16 protein-coding genes are annotated in these 16,297 nt (G+C 64.5%); 8 read left to right on the top strand and 8 right to left on the bottom strand.

What is annotated here, in order from left to right; translation table 11 throughout:
* Position 1 precedes the first annotated feature (1 nt).
* Entirely contained in the window at positions 2-796 is a 795-nt protein-coding gene (locus CH251_RS06430; RefSeq protein ID WP_094612400.1) for a TIGR03620 family F420-dependent LLM class oxidoreductase, read from the top strand.
* 12 nt (positions 797-808) lie between these two features.
* Positions 809-1,888, top strand: a complete 1,080-nt coding sequence (gene ychF / locus CH251_RS06425; protein WP_094612399.1) for a redox-regulated ATPase YchF — start codon at positions 809-811, stop codon at positions 1,886-1,888.
* A gap of 22 nt (positions 1,889-1,910) precedes the next feature.
* On the opposite strand, the gene CH251_RS06420 is transcribed toward ychF, so the two are convergent.
* Positions 1,911-2,540, bottom strand: coding sequence for a DUF4190 domain-containing protein (locus CH251_RS06420; RefSeq protein WP_094612398.1), 630 nt, complete (start codon positions 2,538-2,540; stop codon positions 1,911-1,913).
* Between the two features lie 138 nt (positions 2,541-2,678).
* On the opposite strand from CH251_RS06420, the gene CH251_RS06415 reads away from it, so the two are divergent.
* Entirely contained in the window at positions 2,679-3,296 is a 618-nt protein-coding gene (locus tag CH251_RS06415) for a class I SAM-dependent methyltransferase (RefSeq protein WP_094612397.1), read from the top strand.
* 28 nt (positions 3,297-3,324) lie between these two features.
* Here CH251_RS06415 and CH251_RS06410 read toward each other — a convergent pair whose 3' ends face one another.
* The 5 genes from CH251_RS06410 to CH251_RS06390 all read right to left on the bottom strand — a co-directional run bounded on the left by CH251_RS06410 (position 3,325) and on the right by CH251_RS06390 (position 8,773).
* Positions 3,325-4,329 (bottom strand): polysaccharide pyruvyl transferase family protein, encoded by a 1,005-nt coding sequence (locus CH251_RS06410; protein WP_094612545.1) that lies wholly within the window; start codon positions 4,327-4,329, stop codon positions 3,325-3,327.
* Complete coding sequence (locus CH251_RS06405; RefSeq protein ID WP_094612396.1) at positions 4,329-5,228, bottom strand: glycosyltransferase family 2 protein; 900 nt, start codon at positions 5,226-5,228, stop codon at positions 4,329-4,331. Before CH251_RS06405 ends, CH251_RS06410 begins: the two co-directional genes overlap by 1 nt.
* Positions 5,229-5,294: 66 nt before the next feature.
* The gene (locus tag CH251_RS06400) at positions 5,295-6,467 is read right to left on the bottom strand and encodes a winged helix DNA-binding domain-containing protein (RefSeq protein WP_094612395.1); all 1,173 of its coding nucleotides are present in this window, start codon (positions 6,465-6,467) and stop codon (positions 5,295-5,297) included.
* A 4-nt stretch (positions 6,468-6,471) separates the two neighbouring features.
* Positions 6,472-7,239 carry a metallophosphoesterase gene (locus CH251_RS06395; protein WP_094612544.1) on the bottom strand — a complete coding sequence of 256 codons (768 nt, stop codon included), beginning with the start codon at positions 7,237-7,239 and terminating at the stop codon, positions 6,472-6,474.
* 160 nt (positions 7,240-7,399) lie between these two features.
* Positions 7,400-8,773, bottom strand: coding sequence for an FAD-binding oxidoreductase (locus CH251_RS06390; RefSeq protein WP_094612394.1), 1,374 nt, complete (start codon positions 8,771-8,773; stop codon positions 7,400-7,402).
* Positions 8,774-8,844: 71 nt separating this feature from the next.
* On the opposite strand from CH251_RS06390, the gene CH251_RS06385 reads away from it, so the two are divergent.
* Entirely contained in the window at positions 8,845-10,593 is a 1,749-nt protein-coding gene (locus CH251_RS06385) for a GAF domain-containing protein (RefSeq protein WP_094612543.1), read from the top strand.
* Here the strand turns inward: CH251_RS06385 and CH251_RS06380 are convergent.
* Complete coding sequence (locus CH251_RS06380; RefSeq protein WP_094612393.1) at positions 10,579-11,568, bottom strand: SDR family NAD(P)-dependent oxidoreductase; 990 nt, start codon at positions 11,566-11,568, stop codon at positions 10,579-10,581. The two genes, CH251_RS06385 and CH251_RS06380, sit on opposite strands and share 15 nt — an antisense overlap.
* Positions 11,569-11,639: 71 nt before the next feature.
* On the opposite strand from CH251_RS06380, the gene CH251_RS06375 reads away from it, so the two are divergent.
* From CH251_RS06375 to CH251_RS06360, 4 genes are all read left to right on the top strand, one after another.
* On the top strand, positions 11,640-13,553 hold the full coding sequence (locus CH251_RS06375) for an alpha-amylase family protein (RefSeq protein WP_094612392.1): 1,914 nt from the start codon (positions 11,640-11,642) through the stop codon (positions 13,551-13,553).
* A gap of 74 nt (positions 13,554-13,627) precedes the next feature.
* Entirely contained in the window at positions 13,628-14,584 is a 957-nt protein-coding gene (locus tag CH251_RS06370) for an alpha/beta hydrolase family protein (protein WP_032394221.1), read from the top strand.
* Positions 14,585-14,601: 17 nt separating this feature from the next.
* Positions 14,602-14,961 (top strand): VOC family protein, encoded by a 360-nt coding sequence (locus CH251_RS06365; RefSeq protein ID WP_094612391.1) that lies wholly within the window; start codon positions 14,602-14,604, stop codon positions 14,959-14,961.
* Between the two features lie 7 nt (positions 14,962-14,968).
* Positions 14,969-15,442 carry an SRPBCC family protein gene (locus CH251_RS06360; RefSeq protein WP_094612390.1) on the top strand — a complete coding sequence of 158 codons (474 nt, stop codon included), beginning with the start codon at positions 14,969-14,971 and terminating at the stop codon, positions 15,440-15,442.
* Here CH251_RS06360 and CH251_RS06355 read toward each other — a convergent pair.
* Entirely contained in the window at positions 15,408-16,289 is an 882-nt protein-coding gene (locus CH251_RS06355) for a PE-PPE domain-containing protein (RefSeq protein WP_094612389.1), read from the bottom strand. The genes CH251_RS06360 and CH251_RS06355 overlap by 35 nt on opposite strands.
* Positions 16,290-16,297 lie beyond the last annotated feature (8 nt).

The raw sequence follows: 16,297 nt of genomic DNA, 5'->3' as shown, positions 1-16,297 counted from the left end.
CATGGACACACTCGGTCTCGGCAGACTCGGCATTTCCATCGACGTATCGCCGTCGTATCTCGACGACGCACGCACGTTGGAGTCTCTCGGCTTCACAGCTCTGTGGCCCCCGGGCGGTCAGATCGATCGACTCGGCAGGTTGGTCGATCTGGTCCGTGCCACCGAGACCGCCACCATCGTCCCCGGCATCGTGCCTGTCGATGTGTTCTCACCCGAGCAGACAGGAAAGCTGTTCGAGGAACTTGCAGAGTCGGGTCGATTCGTCCTCGGGCTGGGTGGGCCGCAAACCGCCCGTCCATTGGCGGGGCTGCACCGCTACCTCGACGAGTTGGCTGTGCCCTCGGATCGGATTCTGCTCGCGGCGCTCGGACCCAAGAAGTTGGAGATGGCTCGGGACCGCGCTGCCGGCGCGGTCGGGCTGCTCGTGACGCCCGAGTGGACGGTGCAGGCGCGGCACTCTCTGGGGACGGCCGAGCTGGTCGTCGATCAGTTCGTCGTCGTGGAGTCCGATCCGGATCGTGCCCGTACTGCCGCCCGTCAGCCGCTGACCTTTCTCGCCACGGTCCCCGGCTATCGGCAGAACTTCCTGCGGATGGGATTCGCCGAGGCCGACGTCGACCAGCTCAGCGACCGATTGGTCGACGCCCTGGTCGTGTGGGGGAGCATCGAGAAGATCGCTCCGCGCGTGTCGGAGCACCACGAGGCGGGAGCGGATCACGTCGTTCTTGCACCCCTCGGTGCTTCCAGTATCGACGCTGGCCGGGCACTGTCCGAGCTGGTGGTGTCGTCAAAGTAGACTCCATAGACCGTGAGCCTCACCCTCGGAATCGTCGGACTGCCCAACGTCGGCAAGTCCACCCTCTTCAATGCACTGACCAACAACGATGTGCTGGCCGCGAACTATCCGTTCGCCACCATCGAGCCCAACGTCGGAGTGGTCGCGCTGCCGGATCCTCGGCTCGAGAAGCTGGCCGAGGTGTTCGGTTCGGAGAAGCTCGTGCCTGCGCTGGTGTCGTTCGTCGACATCGCGGGCATCGTCAAGGGTGCGTCCGAGGGCGCAGGCCTGGGCAACAAGTTCCTCGCCAACATTCGTGAGGCCGACGCCATCTGCCAGGTCGTTCGTGTATTCGCCGACGACGACGTGGTGCACGTCGACGGTCGCGTCGACCCGACCGCCGATATCGAGGTCATCGAAACCGAACTCGCGATCGCCGATCTGCAGACCCTCGAGAAGGCCATCCCGCGCCTCGAGAAAGAGGTGCGGATCAAGAAGGATCGCAAGCCTGCTCTCGACGCTGCGCTGGCCGCGCAGGCTGTGCTGAACGACGGCAAGACGCTGTTCTCGGCCAAGGCGAAGCTGGACTTCGAGCTGCTCGGTGAATTCCAGCTGCTCACCACCAAGCCGTTCCTCTATGTCTTCAACGCCGACGAGTCGGTGCTGACCGACGACGCGAAGATCGGTGAACTCGCTCGCCTCGTCGCGCCCGCCGATGCGGTGTTCCTCGACGCGAAGATCGAGTCGGAATTGCTCGAACTCGACAAGGAGTCGGCAGCGGAACTGCTCGAGTCTGTCGGACAGACCGAGCCAGGTCTCGACGCTCTCGCGCGCGCCGGCTTCCACACTCTCGGCCTGCAGACCTACCTCACCGCAGGCCCGAAAGAGGCTCGCGCGTGGACAATTCATCGCGGTGACACCGCACCCCAGGCTGCGGGCGTCATTCACACCGACTTCGAGCGCGGGTTCATCAAGGCCGAAATCGTCTCCTACGAAGACCTCATCGCCGCGGGCTCCATGGCCTCGGCCAAGGCCGCGGGCAAGGTGCGCATCGAAGGCAAGGACTACGTCATGTCCGACGGCGATGTAGTGGAGTTCCGCTTCAACGTCTAACGGTCTTCGGCGTGTCAACGGCCTAAGGCCCAGGTGACCAGTAGCCGCCGCCTTCTGCGCCGTCGGAGACGCAGAACATGTCGAATCCTTCCGGCGACACCGCGATGCCTCTGACGATCGGATCGCATGCCGATCCTGCCTCCGCGTTGTTGTCGATTATCGGCGCGGACTGCACCCACCGCGCGCTGGTCGACCCTGCATAGGTGCACTTGAGGAACGTGCCATCGGCGGAAGTGTCGTGATTGTCGGTGCTCGGATCGCATGGACCGTTCACCTCGGGCTGCGAGACGATGGGGACCTCGGTCGAGTCGGCGGTGGTCTCAGCCGGAGGTAGCGGCGTCGTGGTGGAAGGAACAGTGAAGATCGCGGTTGCGGGTAGTGAATAAGGTGTCAACGTTTCGCTGGATGCCGAATCGCTCGGTGTGAGAGATCCGAAGCCGTAAAGAAGCGTCGCGACAACGAGCAATTCGACCACTCCGATTGCTAGGCCAGCGATGGCAATTCCTCTACCGGCAGGTCGCCAGAACGCCAGGATCCCGAACACTATCGCGACGGGGAACAGCCCCAGGAGAGCTGCCACCAGTGAGATCACGGCGTACGGGTTGACCGGTCCGGCGGTGCGGTCATCACCTTTGGTGAGATCTACGGTCATCGAATCGTTCCCCGTTCGAGGTGTGGAAGGTCTATCTGTGCGAACGGTACAGGCATCGGCTGCGGGTAGGAGTCAGCCGTTGTCAGCCCGGGGATTCGATGTTGACTACGCTTCGAATCGGACGATAGGAGAACGTGAATGGGTCTGCAGGAACTCGAAGCCTTGGTGCACCGAACGGCCACTGCTGGGGAACCTTTCGAGCGTGGAGCCGATGAGGCGGAGCAGGCATACTTGTCTTCGCTTGCGGCACGGGAGAGTACGAAGCTGATCTGTGAGGTCGGGTTCAATGCCGGCTTCTCGAGTTGGGCGTTCCTCGACGCATCGCCCGATACGACCGTCGTGTCCTTCGACCTGGCCGCCTATGCCTACAGCGACGCCGCGAAAGCCCATATCGACGAACACTTTCCGGGCCGCCACACTCTGATCCCGGGCGACTCGCACACCACCATCGCGGCCTACGCGAAGGAACATCCGGACGTACGGTTCGACGTCATCTTCATCGACGGCGACCATTCGGTGGAAGGTGCTCGCGCAGACCTCGACGACCTGCGTCCACTCGCCACCGCGGACTCGATCGTGATCATGGACGACATCACCCCGTGGCTCTGGTTCGGCGAAGGTCCCACTCAGGCGTGGCAGGAAGCCGTCGACACGGGCCGGATTCTGCATACGCAGTACTTCCGTGACGGCGAACCTGTCGATGCGGTGACACCTCCGGCTGCCCGCGCCTGGGCCGAGGGGCGCTACCCCTTCTGAATCTCAGCGCGGGGTCGAGCAGCGTTCATCACCGACAGTCGGACACGGCCTGCCGTACCAACTCGGCGGCCTCGTCGGTGGTCGACGCGAAGTGGACGTTGTCGAAGCGGTGCAGGTAGGCGTCGTAGATACCGGATACCTTCCTGTTCGCATTGTCCATCGCCACAACACGCTTGCCCATCATTGCCGCCAGTACCGCAGCATGCAGTCGATCGGTGAGGACGACGGGTGCGAGATCCAGAATGCGTTGGGCCACACGAAGGTTGAGCTTCGCCGTCTGCTCGTACGAGCGTCGAAGGGCGGGGTAGAGCAGACGATTCGTTCTGGGGAAACGTTGCGCAATCAGAGTCGGCAGCATCACCGCCGTCGAGATCGCCAGATCCGTTCCGTGCAGGCCCCAATCGTATTGGACGGACGACGCGTCGATGTTCACCGATGCATGACCGAGGCTCTCCGAGTCGGCGCGCAGTAGTTTCACGACATCCACTGCAGAGCCTTCGACGCTGCGCGCGATCTCGGCACCGAACGCCATGTCCGGACAGTATTCGACGCGATTGCTCGGGAAATGCGCGAGCGCCAGTTCGTACGAACGTTTTTCGCGGAGCATGAGGGTGAGATCCGGGTGCCGCGCGTACAGGGCTGCGGTCCTCGTAAGGGCTTCGGTGTCGGCAAAGTCGATGCTCTGGGGGAGACAAACTATCTTGTTGCGAGGAAACCGTTCAACGATTGCTTCACGAAATTTCTGGTCGATCGGCCAGCGGTCGCCGAAATTTCCCCCGCCTTGCAAGAATAGGGTCCCGTCACCGACTCGTTCCTCGAGGAGGGCATCGTTGTGGGTGAACGGATCGGACACGTAGTCGACGTGCACGTTCAACCGCTTCAGGTACTCGACCTCACCGGCGTGGATGAGGGAGTCACCGGCATTGTAGTGATTCGGAAAGTCCAGGTGCGCCACACGATCTCCCGGTTCCGCGTGAGGCCGCAGGACGCCGAGAGTCTCCTCGCGTAGCGCATCGATGGTCTCGTGTGTCATCACACGCTCGGTCTCTGTCGTCGGCCGAGCGTCGTCACTCGAATCCGCAGTGCGCCGTAGTGAATCCCGATGTAGTGAGCCCACAAACCACTCGGCATCGGTCTCAGTATCTTCGGCAGCCACGGATTACGAACTGTCGCAAGATAAAGGATCGACACTGCATGTACGGGGATCTTGACGACGGACGAGGGGTGTGGGCAGCCCGATGCGCGGTGCTTCGTCGACAGTTGGTACGACGTCCGGCCGTACGCCCGACCTTGCTCGAACGATCGACGGACCGTCGTTCTGACGCGGTAGGCAACCACTGCATCCGCGGCATGTCCGAGTGTCGATCCCGCCTGCTGAATTCTCCACGAGTAATCGACGTCCTCGGCGCCACCGATGAAGTCTTCGTCGAAGTCTCCGACCTTCTCGAATACTCTCCGCCACATGGCGAAATTGCTACCCGGTGCGTACGGCAGGTAGGCGGAGCGGAACAGGGCGCCGGGCGGCGGAACAGCTCGCCACGCCGCCACCTCCGGCGAATTGAGGGATTCGACTTCGAGTGCGCCGCCCACAGCGTCGAAGCTGTCGAGTGCGCGCACCAGTGCCGTCAGCCAATTCGTGTGAGCGACGTCGTCATGGTCGATGAAGGCGAGTACGTCACCGCGCGCAGCTTTCACTCCGACGTTTCTGGCGTACGAGACTCCACGCTTGGCGGAGGCGTCGACCATGCGGATCGTCATGGGCAGAGAGAGATTTTCGAGGTGTGCGCGCAGGCCGTCGGTCGAGCCGTTGTCGCTGACTATCAGCTCGACGTCGCCCGTGTAGTCCTGTGCGGCGACGGCCTCGAGCTGCTCATCCAGATCGGGCAACCCGTTGTACACGGGGAGGACGATGGAAACGAGACTGATCGGCACGGTCCGACCCTACCGCGAATTCGGGCACCGTTCGGTCGCGTGCCCCGCTGCCCAGGCAGATTTCGGCTACTTCTTTCCCCGCAACTTCTTCTCCAGCGGCGTCGGGAAGGACGGGACCACAGGGGTGCCGTCGAGCAGGATAGTTATTCTTTCTGCCTCGGCTGCAACGGCTTTCGACACCGGAGATCCGACGTCCTCCAGGAATTCGGTCACCACTTCTCCGGAACCGGTGACCGCCCAACCGCCGACTATGCGGCCCCCGGACCAGATGGTCGGGCCGATGTTTCCGAAGGTATCGAACAGCGGGGCCTTGTGCTCGCCCAGGTACCAGGCGCGGTGTTTCCATCCCATCGGGGTGGGATCGAGTGCAGGCAGCAACATAATGCCTGTGCGAGAGGGCTTTTCGAAGGTAGTGCCGGGCAACATGATTCCATCGCCCTCGGTCAGTTCGACCGCCACGGTGTCCAGGCCCGAGACTGCTCCCCGAGTCTGCGTCTTGTTCCAGCCCGTCCACCACTGCAGGTCGTCGAGGGTCGCAGGTCCGAACACCTCGAGCCAGCGTCGGGCAAGGTCGGCACGTGCATCTGTCTCGTCGAGATCGGGAATCCCGTCCGGCCACCAGTGATCGATCGGTGCCCACGCGTGCCGTCGAGATGTCCACGCGCCCCGCGGTTCGACGCGCACCAGCCTTCCCTCGGCGGCCATCATCACCAGTACCTCCGAGGTGACGTACCGCTTGACGTCGTACACCTTGTCGGTGGTCGGCAGCAGCGCGGTCTTGAGGCCGGGGACGGCGGCGGACAGCTCGGCTCCGGTCGCGGTCCCCATCGACCGCAACGCAGATTCGGTCTCGGCTTCGGTTGCAGCGAGCCATGATTCGACATCGGCGATTACCGGTTCGGTGGGCAACGTGGAGACTTGCTTGATCAGGCGTGCTCGCATGGTGCGCGCAACCCCGAGGCTCGCCGCAGCGTGAATCATCGGAACGTCGTCGTGTGCGACGACGAACATCGTGCGCCGCATCGCCATCAACCGCACCAGACTCCGGCGCTCGTACATCGCGTCGCGAACATCCGAGAGTCCCAGTGTTCGAGCGCGGGCCAGCACCGACAGATACACCGTCGCCGGATCGGTCGCATGCAACGCGAGGAGTGACGACACCACAGCTTCGGTGGTCGAGGCACGGGCGAAGTGCTGCGCGACGAGCCGGTGTCGGCGCTGAGCGTCGGTGATCTTCACGCGCTCAGTGTGACTGCTCTTGTGGCGCAGGGCCGACAAATCCGGTGAGAAGAGCGTTGGCGATGGCGCTCATACCGTGTGCGCGGGCATCGTTGGCAGCGCCGACGTGGTCGTACTCGACCATCTCGAACGAGACCGTCCAGCTACCTGTGCCGTGATCGTCGAGTATCGCGTAGCGCGCATGCGGCGACCCGGATTCCATGACGTGCGGGTAGGGCTGATCGTCGTCGTACGCGGGCGCGCCGACGCTTCCCGGATTGACCACGAGTGTGCCGCTGGGGAGAGTCCACTGTCGCTGCAAGTGGGTGTGCCCGCAGGCGATGACAGCCCTGTCGGTGAAACCCGCTGCCCGGTCGAGAATCTCGGCATCGGTGGCCTCGCGAGAGCCGTCGAGGTCCACCGAGTGCAGAAAATACTGCTGATCGTCGGTCGGCGTACCGTGCACTGCCAGGATTCCGGGATCCAGCTCGAGTGAGAACGGCAGCGAGCCCAGCCACTGTCGATGCTCGTCGTCGAGTCGATCATGGGCGTGCCGATCCCAACTACCCATGGCCTCGGGAGCCTGCTCGAGCAGATAGCGGTCGTGATTGCCCGCGATAGTGGGAAAACCCAGCGCCATCAGCCGGTCCGCAGTTCGACGCGGATGCAGGCCGCCGGAGAGCAGATCGCCGAGATTGACCACCGAGTCGACACCTTGCCGTTCGATGTCGTCGAGAACGGCGTCGAGCGCCGCGATGTTGCCGTGAATATCGGCAATGAGAGCTACTCGCACGTCCACAGGATCGCAGCGTGGGCATTCGACTGCAACCGCGGCCCGTGTCGAGTGCTGGCTGACCGAACCGTGGTTCGCCCCGGGCGTGGTGATGGCAGTTCTCCTGGTGGTCAGCGGCAGACTGCGAACACAACCATAGGACCGTACGAACCAAGCGCTGTCAGGGTGTGAATACCTTGCCCGGGTTGAGGATTCCGTGGGGATCGAGTGCTCTTTTGACCGCTCGGTGCATCTCGAGCACCACCGGATCCAGTTCTTGCACCAGGCCGTCCATCTTGAGCAGTCCGACTCCGTGCTCACCGGTCACGGTGCCACCGAGTTCCAATGCAGCGTCGATGATCTCGGCAAAGGCGGCCTGAGCGCGCTCGCGAGCCGGAAGATCGTCGTGCGGAGTGATGAGCAACGGGTGGAGGTTGCCGTCACCGGCATGGGCGATGTTGGCGATCGTCGTTTCGTAGCGAAGGCCGATCTGCTCGATGCGCGAAAGCATCTCGGGTACGTGCTTCTTCGGCACGCACACGTCCTCGGTCAACACCGGGCCCAGACGTTCCATCGCCGGATAAGCCAACCGTCGAGCCGCAAACAGCGCGTCGGCCTCTTCCTGATCGGTCGAGACGGCAGACCACGTGGCCCCGGCCTCGTCGAAGCACGAGAGCATCTTCTCGGCTTCCTGATCTCCGATCAGTCCCGGATCGTCGATACGTCCGAGCAGCACCACATTCGCCTCGACCGACAGGCCCATGTTCTTCCACGCGTCGACGGCGATGAGGCACTGCTTGTCGATCAGCTCCAATGCGGACGGCGTCAATCCGGCGGCGGCAACCGCGGCGACGGCACGCCCGGCGTCGACGATCGAATCGAAATAGCCGGCCACGGTGCGTTGCGGATCTTGGAGCGGACGCAGTTTGAGCGTCACCTCGGTGATGATGCCGAGCGTGCCCTCCGAACCGACCATCAAGCCCGCAAGATCGTATCCGGCAACACCTTTCGCGGTCTTGCGTCCGAGCCGGACAAGTTCTCCGGTACCGGTGACGACCTGCATACCCATGACGTAGTCGCGGGTGACGCCGTACTTCACGCAGCACAAGCCGCCGGCGTTGGTAGCGACGTTGCCGCCGATGGTCGACCACGGCGCACTGGCCGGATCCGGGGGATACCACAGACCCTGCTCGGCAACGGTTGCGCGCAGATGGTCGTTGACGACCCCCGGCTCGACGACGGCGTAGCGCTCGAGTGGGTCGATCTCCTTGATCGTGTCCATGCCGTCGAGCGGGAGCACGACGCATCCCTCGGTGGCATTCGCACCACCGGACAGGCCGGTGCCCGCTCCCCGGGTGACGACGGGTGTCCCGTCGGCCAGACAGGCGCGAACGACAGCTTGGACTTCTTCGGCGCTGCGGGGCCGCACGACGGCGACCGGCGTCGAATACGGCGCCCATTCGGCCTCGTCGTGCTGGTAGGAGGCGACGACGTCAGGGTCCACCACGATCCGATCCGCAGGCAGGACCTCGGACAATTGTTCGACGAGCGACATGTGTTCGACTTTAGCTGTGACGCGGGTCTCGGCCAATGTAGGTTTTCTCCATGTCGCTCGCGAAGTCATGGATGGAAATGCTGCTCGACGACGCGTCCGTCGACGAATTGGAAGCCCATCGACGGGATCTTCCCGGTGCCGAGGCGCATGCGGCGTTGCGTCTGCGCACTCTGCTCGATCAGCGCAAGCAGCGCAGCACCGAGCTGTCGGCGCTCAACGACATCGCGGTGCGCCTGACGACTGTGCGCGACAATCGGATTCTGCTGCAGGAAGTGGTGGACCAGGCCCGCAGGTTGCTGGGCGTGGATCTGGCCTACATGGGTTCGGTGTACGGGGACGAGTTCGTCATCGAGGTCACCAGTGGTGCCCTCACCCCGCAGTTGGTGGGCATCAGGCTCACGCTGGACGAGGGGCTCGTCGGGCTGATCGTGCGCGGTGCCTCGCCGTCGTGGACACCCGACTACCAGAGCGAACCTGCATTTCGGCACATCACGGGAGCCGACAGTGCTGCGCGGTCGGAGAACATGCGCGGTTTGCTGGGCGTACCGCTTCGGGTGGGCGACCGCGTGATCGGCGCACTGTTCGCGTGCAAGCGGCAGGAGCGGGATTTCGCAGACAGTGAGATCGCTCTGCTGTCCGCACTGGCCGCGCACGCGGCCATCGCCATCGAGAACGTGCGAGCGATCGACACGCTCGAAACTCTCAACGCCGAATTGTCGCTCCGCACCACGGAATTGGAACAGACCCTGCAATGGGACCGCACGTTGACTCAGGTCGTGCTCCAAGGGGGCGGTGTGCGGAGTCTGGTTCGGGAGGTGGCGTCGGCCACCGAACGCCCGGCGTATTTCGTGGCCGATGGCGCGTCCGTACCGGTTGTACTGGAGGACAGAGCTGTCCAGGTCGAAGCCTTGGCCGAACGCTGCAGGGCGGGCACCGACACTGCCGTCGACGATGAGATCACCGCGCGTCGCGTGGTGGCTGCCGGTCGCTTCCTGGGGGTGTTGATCTCCGTCGGACCGGACGAAGACCAGACCCGTCTACTTCTCGATCGGGCTGTGCCGGCCATCGCGCTGTCGCTGGCCGAGGAGCGCGCGGCGGCGGAATCCGCACGCCGAGCGCAGGACGCATTCCTGCTCGATCTACTCCTCCATCCGACGTCGACGCCCGAGGACGAACGCAGGCAGTTCCACCGTGCCGGCCTGACTCCCGACGTGACGTATTGTGTGGCGGTCGCGCAGGGCAACGCGTCGAGGGCCGAGTTGGAAGCCGTGGCACTACCAGCGGGATCGGTTGTAGCGGAGCAGGGTTCGAGGGTTCTGCTGGTGGTTCCGGCTCGTGAGTCCGCTGCCGTTCGTCGCATGATCGTCACCCGGGCCACCGTCGGAATCTCCGAACCCGCGCGAGGGGCCGACGCTCTCGCGACGGCGTTCCGAGAGGCGCAACAGACTGCTGACGTGCTGACGACTCTCGGCAGAGACGGAGAAGTATCCTCGGCGCGCGGCCTGGGGATCTATCGAATTCTGCTTAGTCACATGGCCCGTGAGCACTTGGACGAACTCACCGAGGACAAGCTCGGGCCGTTGCTCGCCGAGCAGGACAAGCGCGGGGTCCCGCTGATGGAGACGTTGTCGACGTATCTGGCTCACGGTCGCCACCATTCGGCCACCGCGTCGAGCTTGGGGGTGCACGTCAACACGCTCTACCAACGGCTCGAAGCCATCGACCGGCTGATCGGTACGCAGTGGCGTGACCCCGACGACGCTCTCGATCTTCAGGTACTGATGCGCCTGCGCAGATCGGCCGATCTACTCGGTCTGTGAGCCACCGGCCGCGGGTTCGGTCTCGATCCCCGTCGCCTCGACCACGCTCGCCCACAGTGCATCTCGCACGCGAGGTGAATCTCCGCGCCACGAAGGGTAATGAGTCGGACGCGGGGCTCGGTCGTGCCAGAACGTGCCGGTACTGGTCAAGGCCTGGTCGGACGCGACGAGCCAGACGATCGTGTCGGCCCCGTCGTGTGCGTTGCGCAGAATCGGCTTCATCACCGAACCGAACAGGGGCATCGATCCGGTGACGCCGGGCGTCGCTGCCCAACCGGGGTGCATGCTGTGGACGACCGGATCGTCTTCGAGCGAAAAGCGTTCGGCCAGTTGCTCTGTCACCACCACCTGCATGCGCTTGGTGCGGGCGTATGCGGTCATGCCGGAGTACTTACCGTTCTCGTACTCGAAGTCCGAGTTCTGCAGCGGAACCGCATACATGCCGCCACTCGAGACGAAGACGACCCGCGATCCGGCGTCGAACAGCTCTCGCAGTCCCACCGTCAATGCGACCGGCCCGAGTACATGGGTGGCGAAAGCGGATTCGTGACCCTGCGCCGAGAGCTGCCGCTCGTCCGGCATGACCCCGGCGCAGTGCACCAATGCGTGCACCGACGTGAGTTCGGATGCCAGCGCCGCGATCAAGGCCGCCACGGAATCGAGATCGCTGATGTCGCACTCACGGACCACGAGGGAGGCGTCGGGCACCTCGGTTCGGATGGCGGCGGCGGCGGATTCCAGCCGGTCGGCAGACCTGCCGACCAGGTGCACCCGTGCTCCCAACCTGGCCAGTTCCTTCGCGGTGGCTGCGCCCAATCCGGACGACGCGCCGGTCACCACCATGTCGATGGGGGAGGGGAACGGCGTCGGGTCCGCGGCCCAGAATCGTCGACGCACCGTGGCACCGATGCGGGAGTATCCGGGAACGACTGCTCTGTCGAGGATCGTGTCCAGCGTGCGGGTCAGGAGTGACATGCCGCCGTGATACCCCGCGGTAACCGGATGTATGCGCGTCCCCACGCCGGGGTCGATGCCAGAATGAGCCCATGGTTCACCCCGCCGTCTCCGACGTCACCCGAGAGATCCTCGCCGAGCTTCCCGCCCACCGACGTGAGACATTCGAGTTGCGTCTCGAGCAGTGGTTTCCCGATCTGCACGATGCGGTCACGGCCGTCTACCCCGATCCCGACGCCGTGGCGGCCACCCTGGTGGAGATCGCTGCGCGCGCCTACGCGGCCCGCCCCGAGGATCTGCACCGGCTCGATCAGCGTCGTTTGCTCGAACCGGATTGGTTCCAGCAGCCGGACATGTTCGGCTACGCCTGCTACGTCGATCGGTACGGACAGACGCTGCGTGGGGTCGGCGAGCGGCTCGACCACCTGACCGACCTCGGTGTCACCTACCTGCATCTGATGCCGCTGCTGCAGCCGCGGCCCGGTGACAACGACGGCGGATACGCGGTGGTGGATTACCGTGCGGTTCGCGAGGATCTCGGCACCAACGAGGACCTGCGGGCGCTCGCGGAAACGCTGCGCGGACGCGGCATCAGTCTGGTGGTCGATCTGGTGCTCAATCACGTTGCGCGCGAGCACGAATGGGCAGAGAAGGCGCGCTCGGGTGATCCGACGTATCGAGACTACTTCCTGATCTATCCCGATCGCACCACCCCGGACTCGTACGAACGCACTCTCCCCGAGGTGTTTCCCGACTTCGCGCCCGGCAGCTTCACCTTCGACGACACACTCGGCGAGTGGGTGTGGACGACGTTCAACGAATGGCAGTGGGATCTTAACTGGGCCAATCCTGCTGTGCTGCAGGAGTTCGCGAGCATCGTGCTGCACCTGGCCAATCTCGGGGTCGAAGTGCTGCGCCTCGACGCGATTGCATTTCTGTGGAAGCGGCTGGGAACGAACTGCCAGAACCAACCCGAGGTGCATGCGGTCACACAGGCCCTGCGAGCCACCGCCCGACTGGCGGCTCCGGCCACGCTGTTCAAGGCCGAGGCGATCGTCGGACCCCGCGATCTGCTGCCGTACCTGGGTCAGGGGCGGCACACCGGACGGGTCTCGGACATTGCTTACCACAACTCGCTGATGGTGCAGGTGTGGTCGATGTTGGCAACGGGCAGTACATCATTGGCGCGGCATGCCCTTGCATCGTTGCCGCCCACGCCACCCAGCGGCACCTGGGTGACCTACGTTCGCTGCCACGACGACATCGGCTGGGCCATCGACGACGGCGACGCGTCGTCCCTCGGGCTGTCGGGCGCAGGTCATCGACACTTTCTGGCCGACTGGTACTCGGGCGAATTCGACGGCTCCTGGGCCGAAGGCCTGGTGTTCCAGTACAACCCGGACACCGGCGACCGCCGGATCAGCGGCACTGCAGCCGCGCTGACCGGACTCGGCCCGTCACGGCTCGATCCCGACGGCGCGTTCGGTCGAATCTTTTTGGCACACGCCATCATTGCCGGCTGGGGCGGAATTCCGGTCGTGTGGAGCGGCGACGAGCTCGGTTCCCAGGGAGACCCGAACTGGGCCGACGAACCAGCTCATGCCGAGGACAACAGATGGGTGCATCGGCCACGCGTGACCGATGCCGACCGCGCCCGCCGATTCCAGCCGGGGAGCGACGCGCAACGAGTGTTCGACGGTATCGCTCGGATCGCGAAGGTGCGCGCCGGACTACCGATGTTGCACGCCGAGGCACCGGTGGACGTGCAGAGCGAGTCGGACGACGGTCTGCTCGTGGTGCGCAGGCGGCATCCGAGCGGCACCCTCGTCGCCCTCTACAACGTCACCGCCGAACACCGCTCGTTCCCGCACGCGCAGCTGATCGAACTCGGAATTCCGGCCCCGGTGGAGGTTCTCTCGCAGCACGATCTGCAGGTCGACGGCACCGGCTCGGTGTGGTTGCCGCCGTACGCGGCGTGGTGGATCGTCGACAACCCACTGCGCTAGAAGAGGCGCAGCCGTGACCGGGCTGTTACCCTCCCCGAGACGGTCGGCTGGATACGAACAAGGGGACAATGTCTATGCTGCATGCTCGGATACGAAGTCTGGTGCTCGCTGTGGTGGCGGTCTTGGTCGCCACGATGGCAACGGTGCTGATGGGGACCGGTGTGGCGAAGGCCGACTCCGAGCTCGTTTACGTCTACTCGCCGTCGATGGACAAGAACATTCCGATCAAGGTGCTCAAAGCCGCCGGTGGGGGACCCGCGCCGACGCTCTATCTGCTCGACGGGCTGCGCGCACCCGAGGACAACAGCGGCTGGCTCATCGAGACCGACGTCGAGAGCTTCTTCGCCGACAAGCACGTCAATGTCGTCATCCCGTTCGGCGGCGGCGGCACCTTCTACTCCGACTGGCAGCGCGACGATCCCAAGCTCGGACGCGTGAAGTGGGAAACCTTCCTCACCCAGGAGCTGCCGCCGTTCATGGCGGATCGGTTCGGCAGCGACAACGTCAACAACGCGGTGGCCGGACTGTCGATGAGCGGAACCTCGGCGCTGAACCTGGCCGCGCACCACCCCGACTTCTACAAGGCGGTCGCGTCGTTCAGCGGCTACCCGACGGCCAGCAGTCCCGGATTCGCCCAGGGCATCGCCGTCGCTGTCGGCGAGATGGGCGGCAACGCGCGCAACATGTGGGGTACCTGGCCGTCCGCGGAGTGGATCCGCAACGACCCGTCCCTCAACGTCGGTGCTCTGCGCAACACGGCAGTCTTCGTCTCGTCGGGTAGTGGTTCGCCGGCCACGGACCCGGTGTTCAACCCGGCCAGCAGCAGCTTCGACCCCGTCAGGTTCGCGCAGATGGTGCCGCTCGAGACGGCTGCAGGCATGAGCAGCCGGGCATTCGTTCCGTTGTTGCAGGCCGCAGGCGGGCGACCCAACGTCAAGATCACCGGTACCGGTGTGCACTGGTGGAACCACTGGGAGCAGCACCTGCACGAGGCATGGTTCGAGACTATTGCCCCTGCTGTCGGCGGCTGACCGCTAGTCTGACCGCCATGACCCGACCGACCATCACCGTCGACTACACCGTCCTCGACTGCCCGGACCCGGCTGCGCTCGGCCGGTTCTACAGCACCATCCTCGGATGGGAGCCGGTTCGGGACGACGGGGACTGGGTGGTGGTGCACGGTCCGGGCGAACTGCGGCTCGCCTTTCAGAAGGCACCGGACTTCACCCCCATCGACTGGCCGAGCGAGGGCATCAAGATCCACCTCGATCTGGTGGTCGACGACATGGAACAGGCCAGGGATTTCGTCGTCGACGCCGGGGCCGAACTCATCGACCACGCGCAACCCTCGTTCTGGGTGTTCCGCGATCCGGCCGGGCACATCTTCTGCCTGTGCAAGAGAGACTGATTCCACAATGGCCGGAGAAACCGCACCCGTCCTGGTCGAACGCTCGGCCGTGGTTCGGGCCGACGCCGCAACCGTGCACGCTCTGATCGACGACTTTCACCAGTGGGTGAAATGGTCGCCCTACGAGGGAGTCGACCCCGATCTGAAGCGCACCTACACCGGTCCCGACGCCGGAGTCGGTGCCTCGTACTCGTGGTCGGGCAACCGCAAGGCCGGCGCGGGAACGATGACCATCACCGAGTCGATTCCCGAAGAAAGAATCGTGCTCGACCTCGCATTCACCAAGCCGTTCAAGAATCGGAACGTCACGGCATTCCTGCTCGAGCCTGTCGCCGACGGAACCCGAGTGACCTGGCGAATGTCGGGGAAGCAGAACAAGCTGTTCGCGCTGATCGGAAAAGTGTTCTCGATGGACAAGCTCGTCGGGCCGGATTTCGAGAAGGGGCTCAGGCAGCTCGCCGCTGTGGCAGAGAAGGCCTGAGCAGTTCCTCGCGGCGATCCGCTTGCCCGCCCAACCAGCGCGCGAGAACCTGACATCCTGTCGAGTCGTCCTCGTACGGCTCGCGCGCGTACGCGATGTGTCGCCCACCGCCGGGATTGGCCCATTCGAATCGGTGCCAGCGCAACGACTGCGGTAGATAACCGGCCACCTCGACGGCCGCGGTGCGGAGGCGTCGAACATCCTTCGCCCACTGCGACGGTCGAAGACGGGTTCGGGTCGCGTTCTGAAAGCTGTTGCTGCGCAGTAGAATCCACAGCTCGCGCAGCCAAATCTTCGGGGTCCGAAAGGACATCCACCGGGTGAGGTCCGCGATGTCACGAATCAGGCTGTCGTCGCTGGCGTTGCAGATCATGTCGGATTTCAGACCGATCCACTTGACCGGAATCGACTCGGGCACAGCCGGTCCCGTACCTGCGACGCCACGTCCGGTGCATCCGTCGATGGCGCCTACCGGCTGCTGAGGATCCGATATCAGACCAGCGGCAACGATGCGGCTGCCGTCGATCGTTCCGTTGTGCACCGAACCGAGAACCTCGCGTACGACGGTCGCGCCCTGGGAGTACCCGATCAGGGCGATCGGACCACTGGTGCCCTCGATGGCGCGGCGCAGGCGTCTGACGCCGATCTCTGCGCTGTGTCGAAAGCACAGTCCGCCGAATGCGACCGGACCGTACGACGCCGGATAGCCGACCCATCGGCCGGCGAAGCGGTCGTCGAGCTCGCCGACGACGCAGGCCAGCAGGCCCGTCACCCGCGTTCGGTGGTCGGACGGATGTGATTCTCCGGTACCTCCGACGGCGAGTACGGTGACCTTCTGCTGGCTCATGACTGTCA

This window comes from Rhodococcus sp. 06-462-5 (genome assembly GCF_002258315.1).
In the GTDB taxonomy this organism is placed as follows: Bacteria; Actinomycetota; Actinomycetes; order Mycobacteriales; family Mycobacteriaceae; genus Rhodococcoides.
This window is presented reverse-complemented; position numbering and strand designations above follow the sequence as displayed.

Excerpts from the sequence above, each read along its gene's own strand:
- CH251_RS06430 (WP_094612400.1), top strand. The coding sequence starts at position 2 with ATGGACACACTCGGTCTCGGCAGACTCGGCATTTCCATCGACGTATCG.
- CH251_RS06420 (WP_094612398.1), bottom strand. The coding sequence starts at position 2,540 with ATGACCGTAGATCTCACCAAAGGTGATGACCGCACCGCCGGACCGGTC.
- CH251_RS06415 (WP_094612397.1), top strand. The coding sequence starts at position 2,679 with ATGGGTCTGCAGGAACTCGAAGCCTTGGTGCACCGAACGGCCACTGCT.
- CH251_RS06410 (WP_094612545.1), bottom strand. The coding sequence starts at position 4,329 with ATGACACACGAGACCATCGATGCGCTACGCGAGGAGACTCTCGGCGTC.
- CH251_RS06390 (WP_094612394.1), bottom strand. The coding sequence starts at position 8,773 with ATGTCGCTCGTCGAACAATTGTCCGAGGTCCTGCCTGCGGATCGGATC.
- CH251_RS06385 (WP_094612543.1), top strand. The coding sequence starts at position 8,845 with ATGGAAATGCTGCTCGACGACGCGTCCGTCGACGAATTGGAAGCCCAT.
- CH251_RS06380 (WP_094612393.1), bottom strand. The coding sequence starts at position 11,568 with ATGTCACTCCTGACCCGCACGCTGGACACGATCCTCGACAGAGCAGTC.
- CH251_RS06375 (WP_094612392.1), top strand. The coding sequence starts at position 11,640 with ATGGTTCACCCCGCCGTCTCCGACGTCACCCGAGAGATCCTCGCCGAG.
- CH251_RS06370 (WP_032394221.1), top strand. The coding sequence starts at position 13,628 with ATGCTGCATGCTCGGATACGAAGTCTGGTGCTCGCTGTGGTGGCGGTC.
- CH251_RS06365 (WP_094612391.1), top strand. The coding sequence starts at position 14,602 with ATGACCCGACCGACCATCACCGTCGACTACACCGTCCTCGACTGCCCG.
- CH251_RS06360 (WP_094612390.1), top strand. The coding sequence starts at position 14,969 with ATGGCCGGAGAAACCGCACCCGTCCTGGTCGAACGCTCGGCCGTGGTT.
- CH251_RS06355 (WP_094612389.1), bottom strand. The coding sequence starts at position 16,289 with ATGAGCCAGCAGAAGGTCACCGTACTCGCCGTCGGAGGTACCGGAGAA.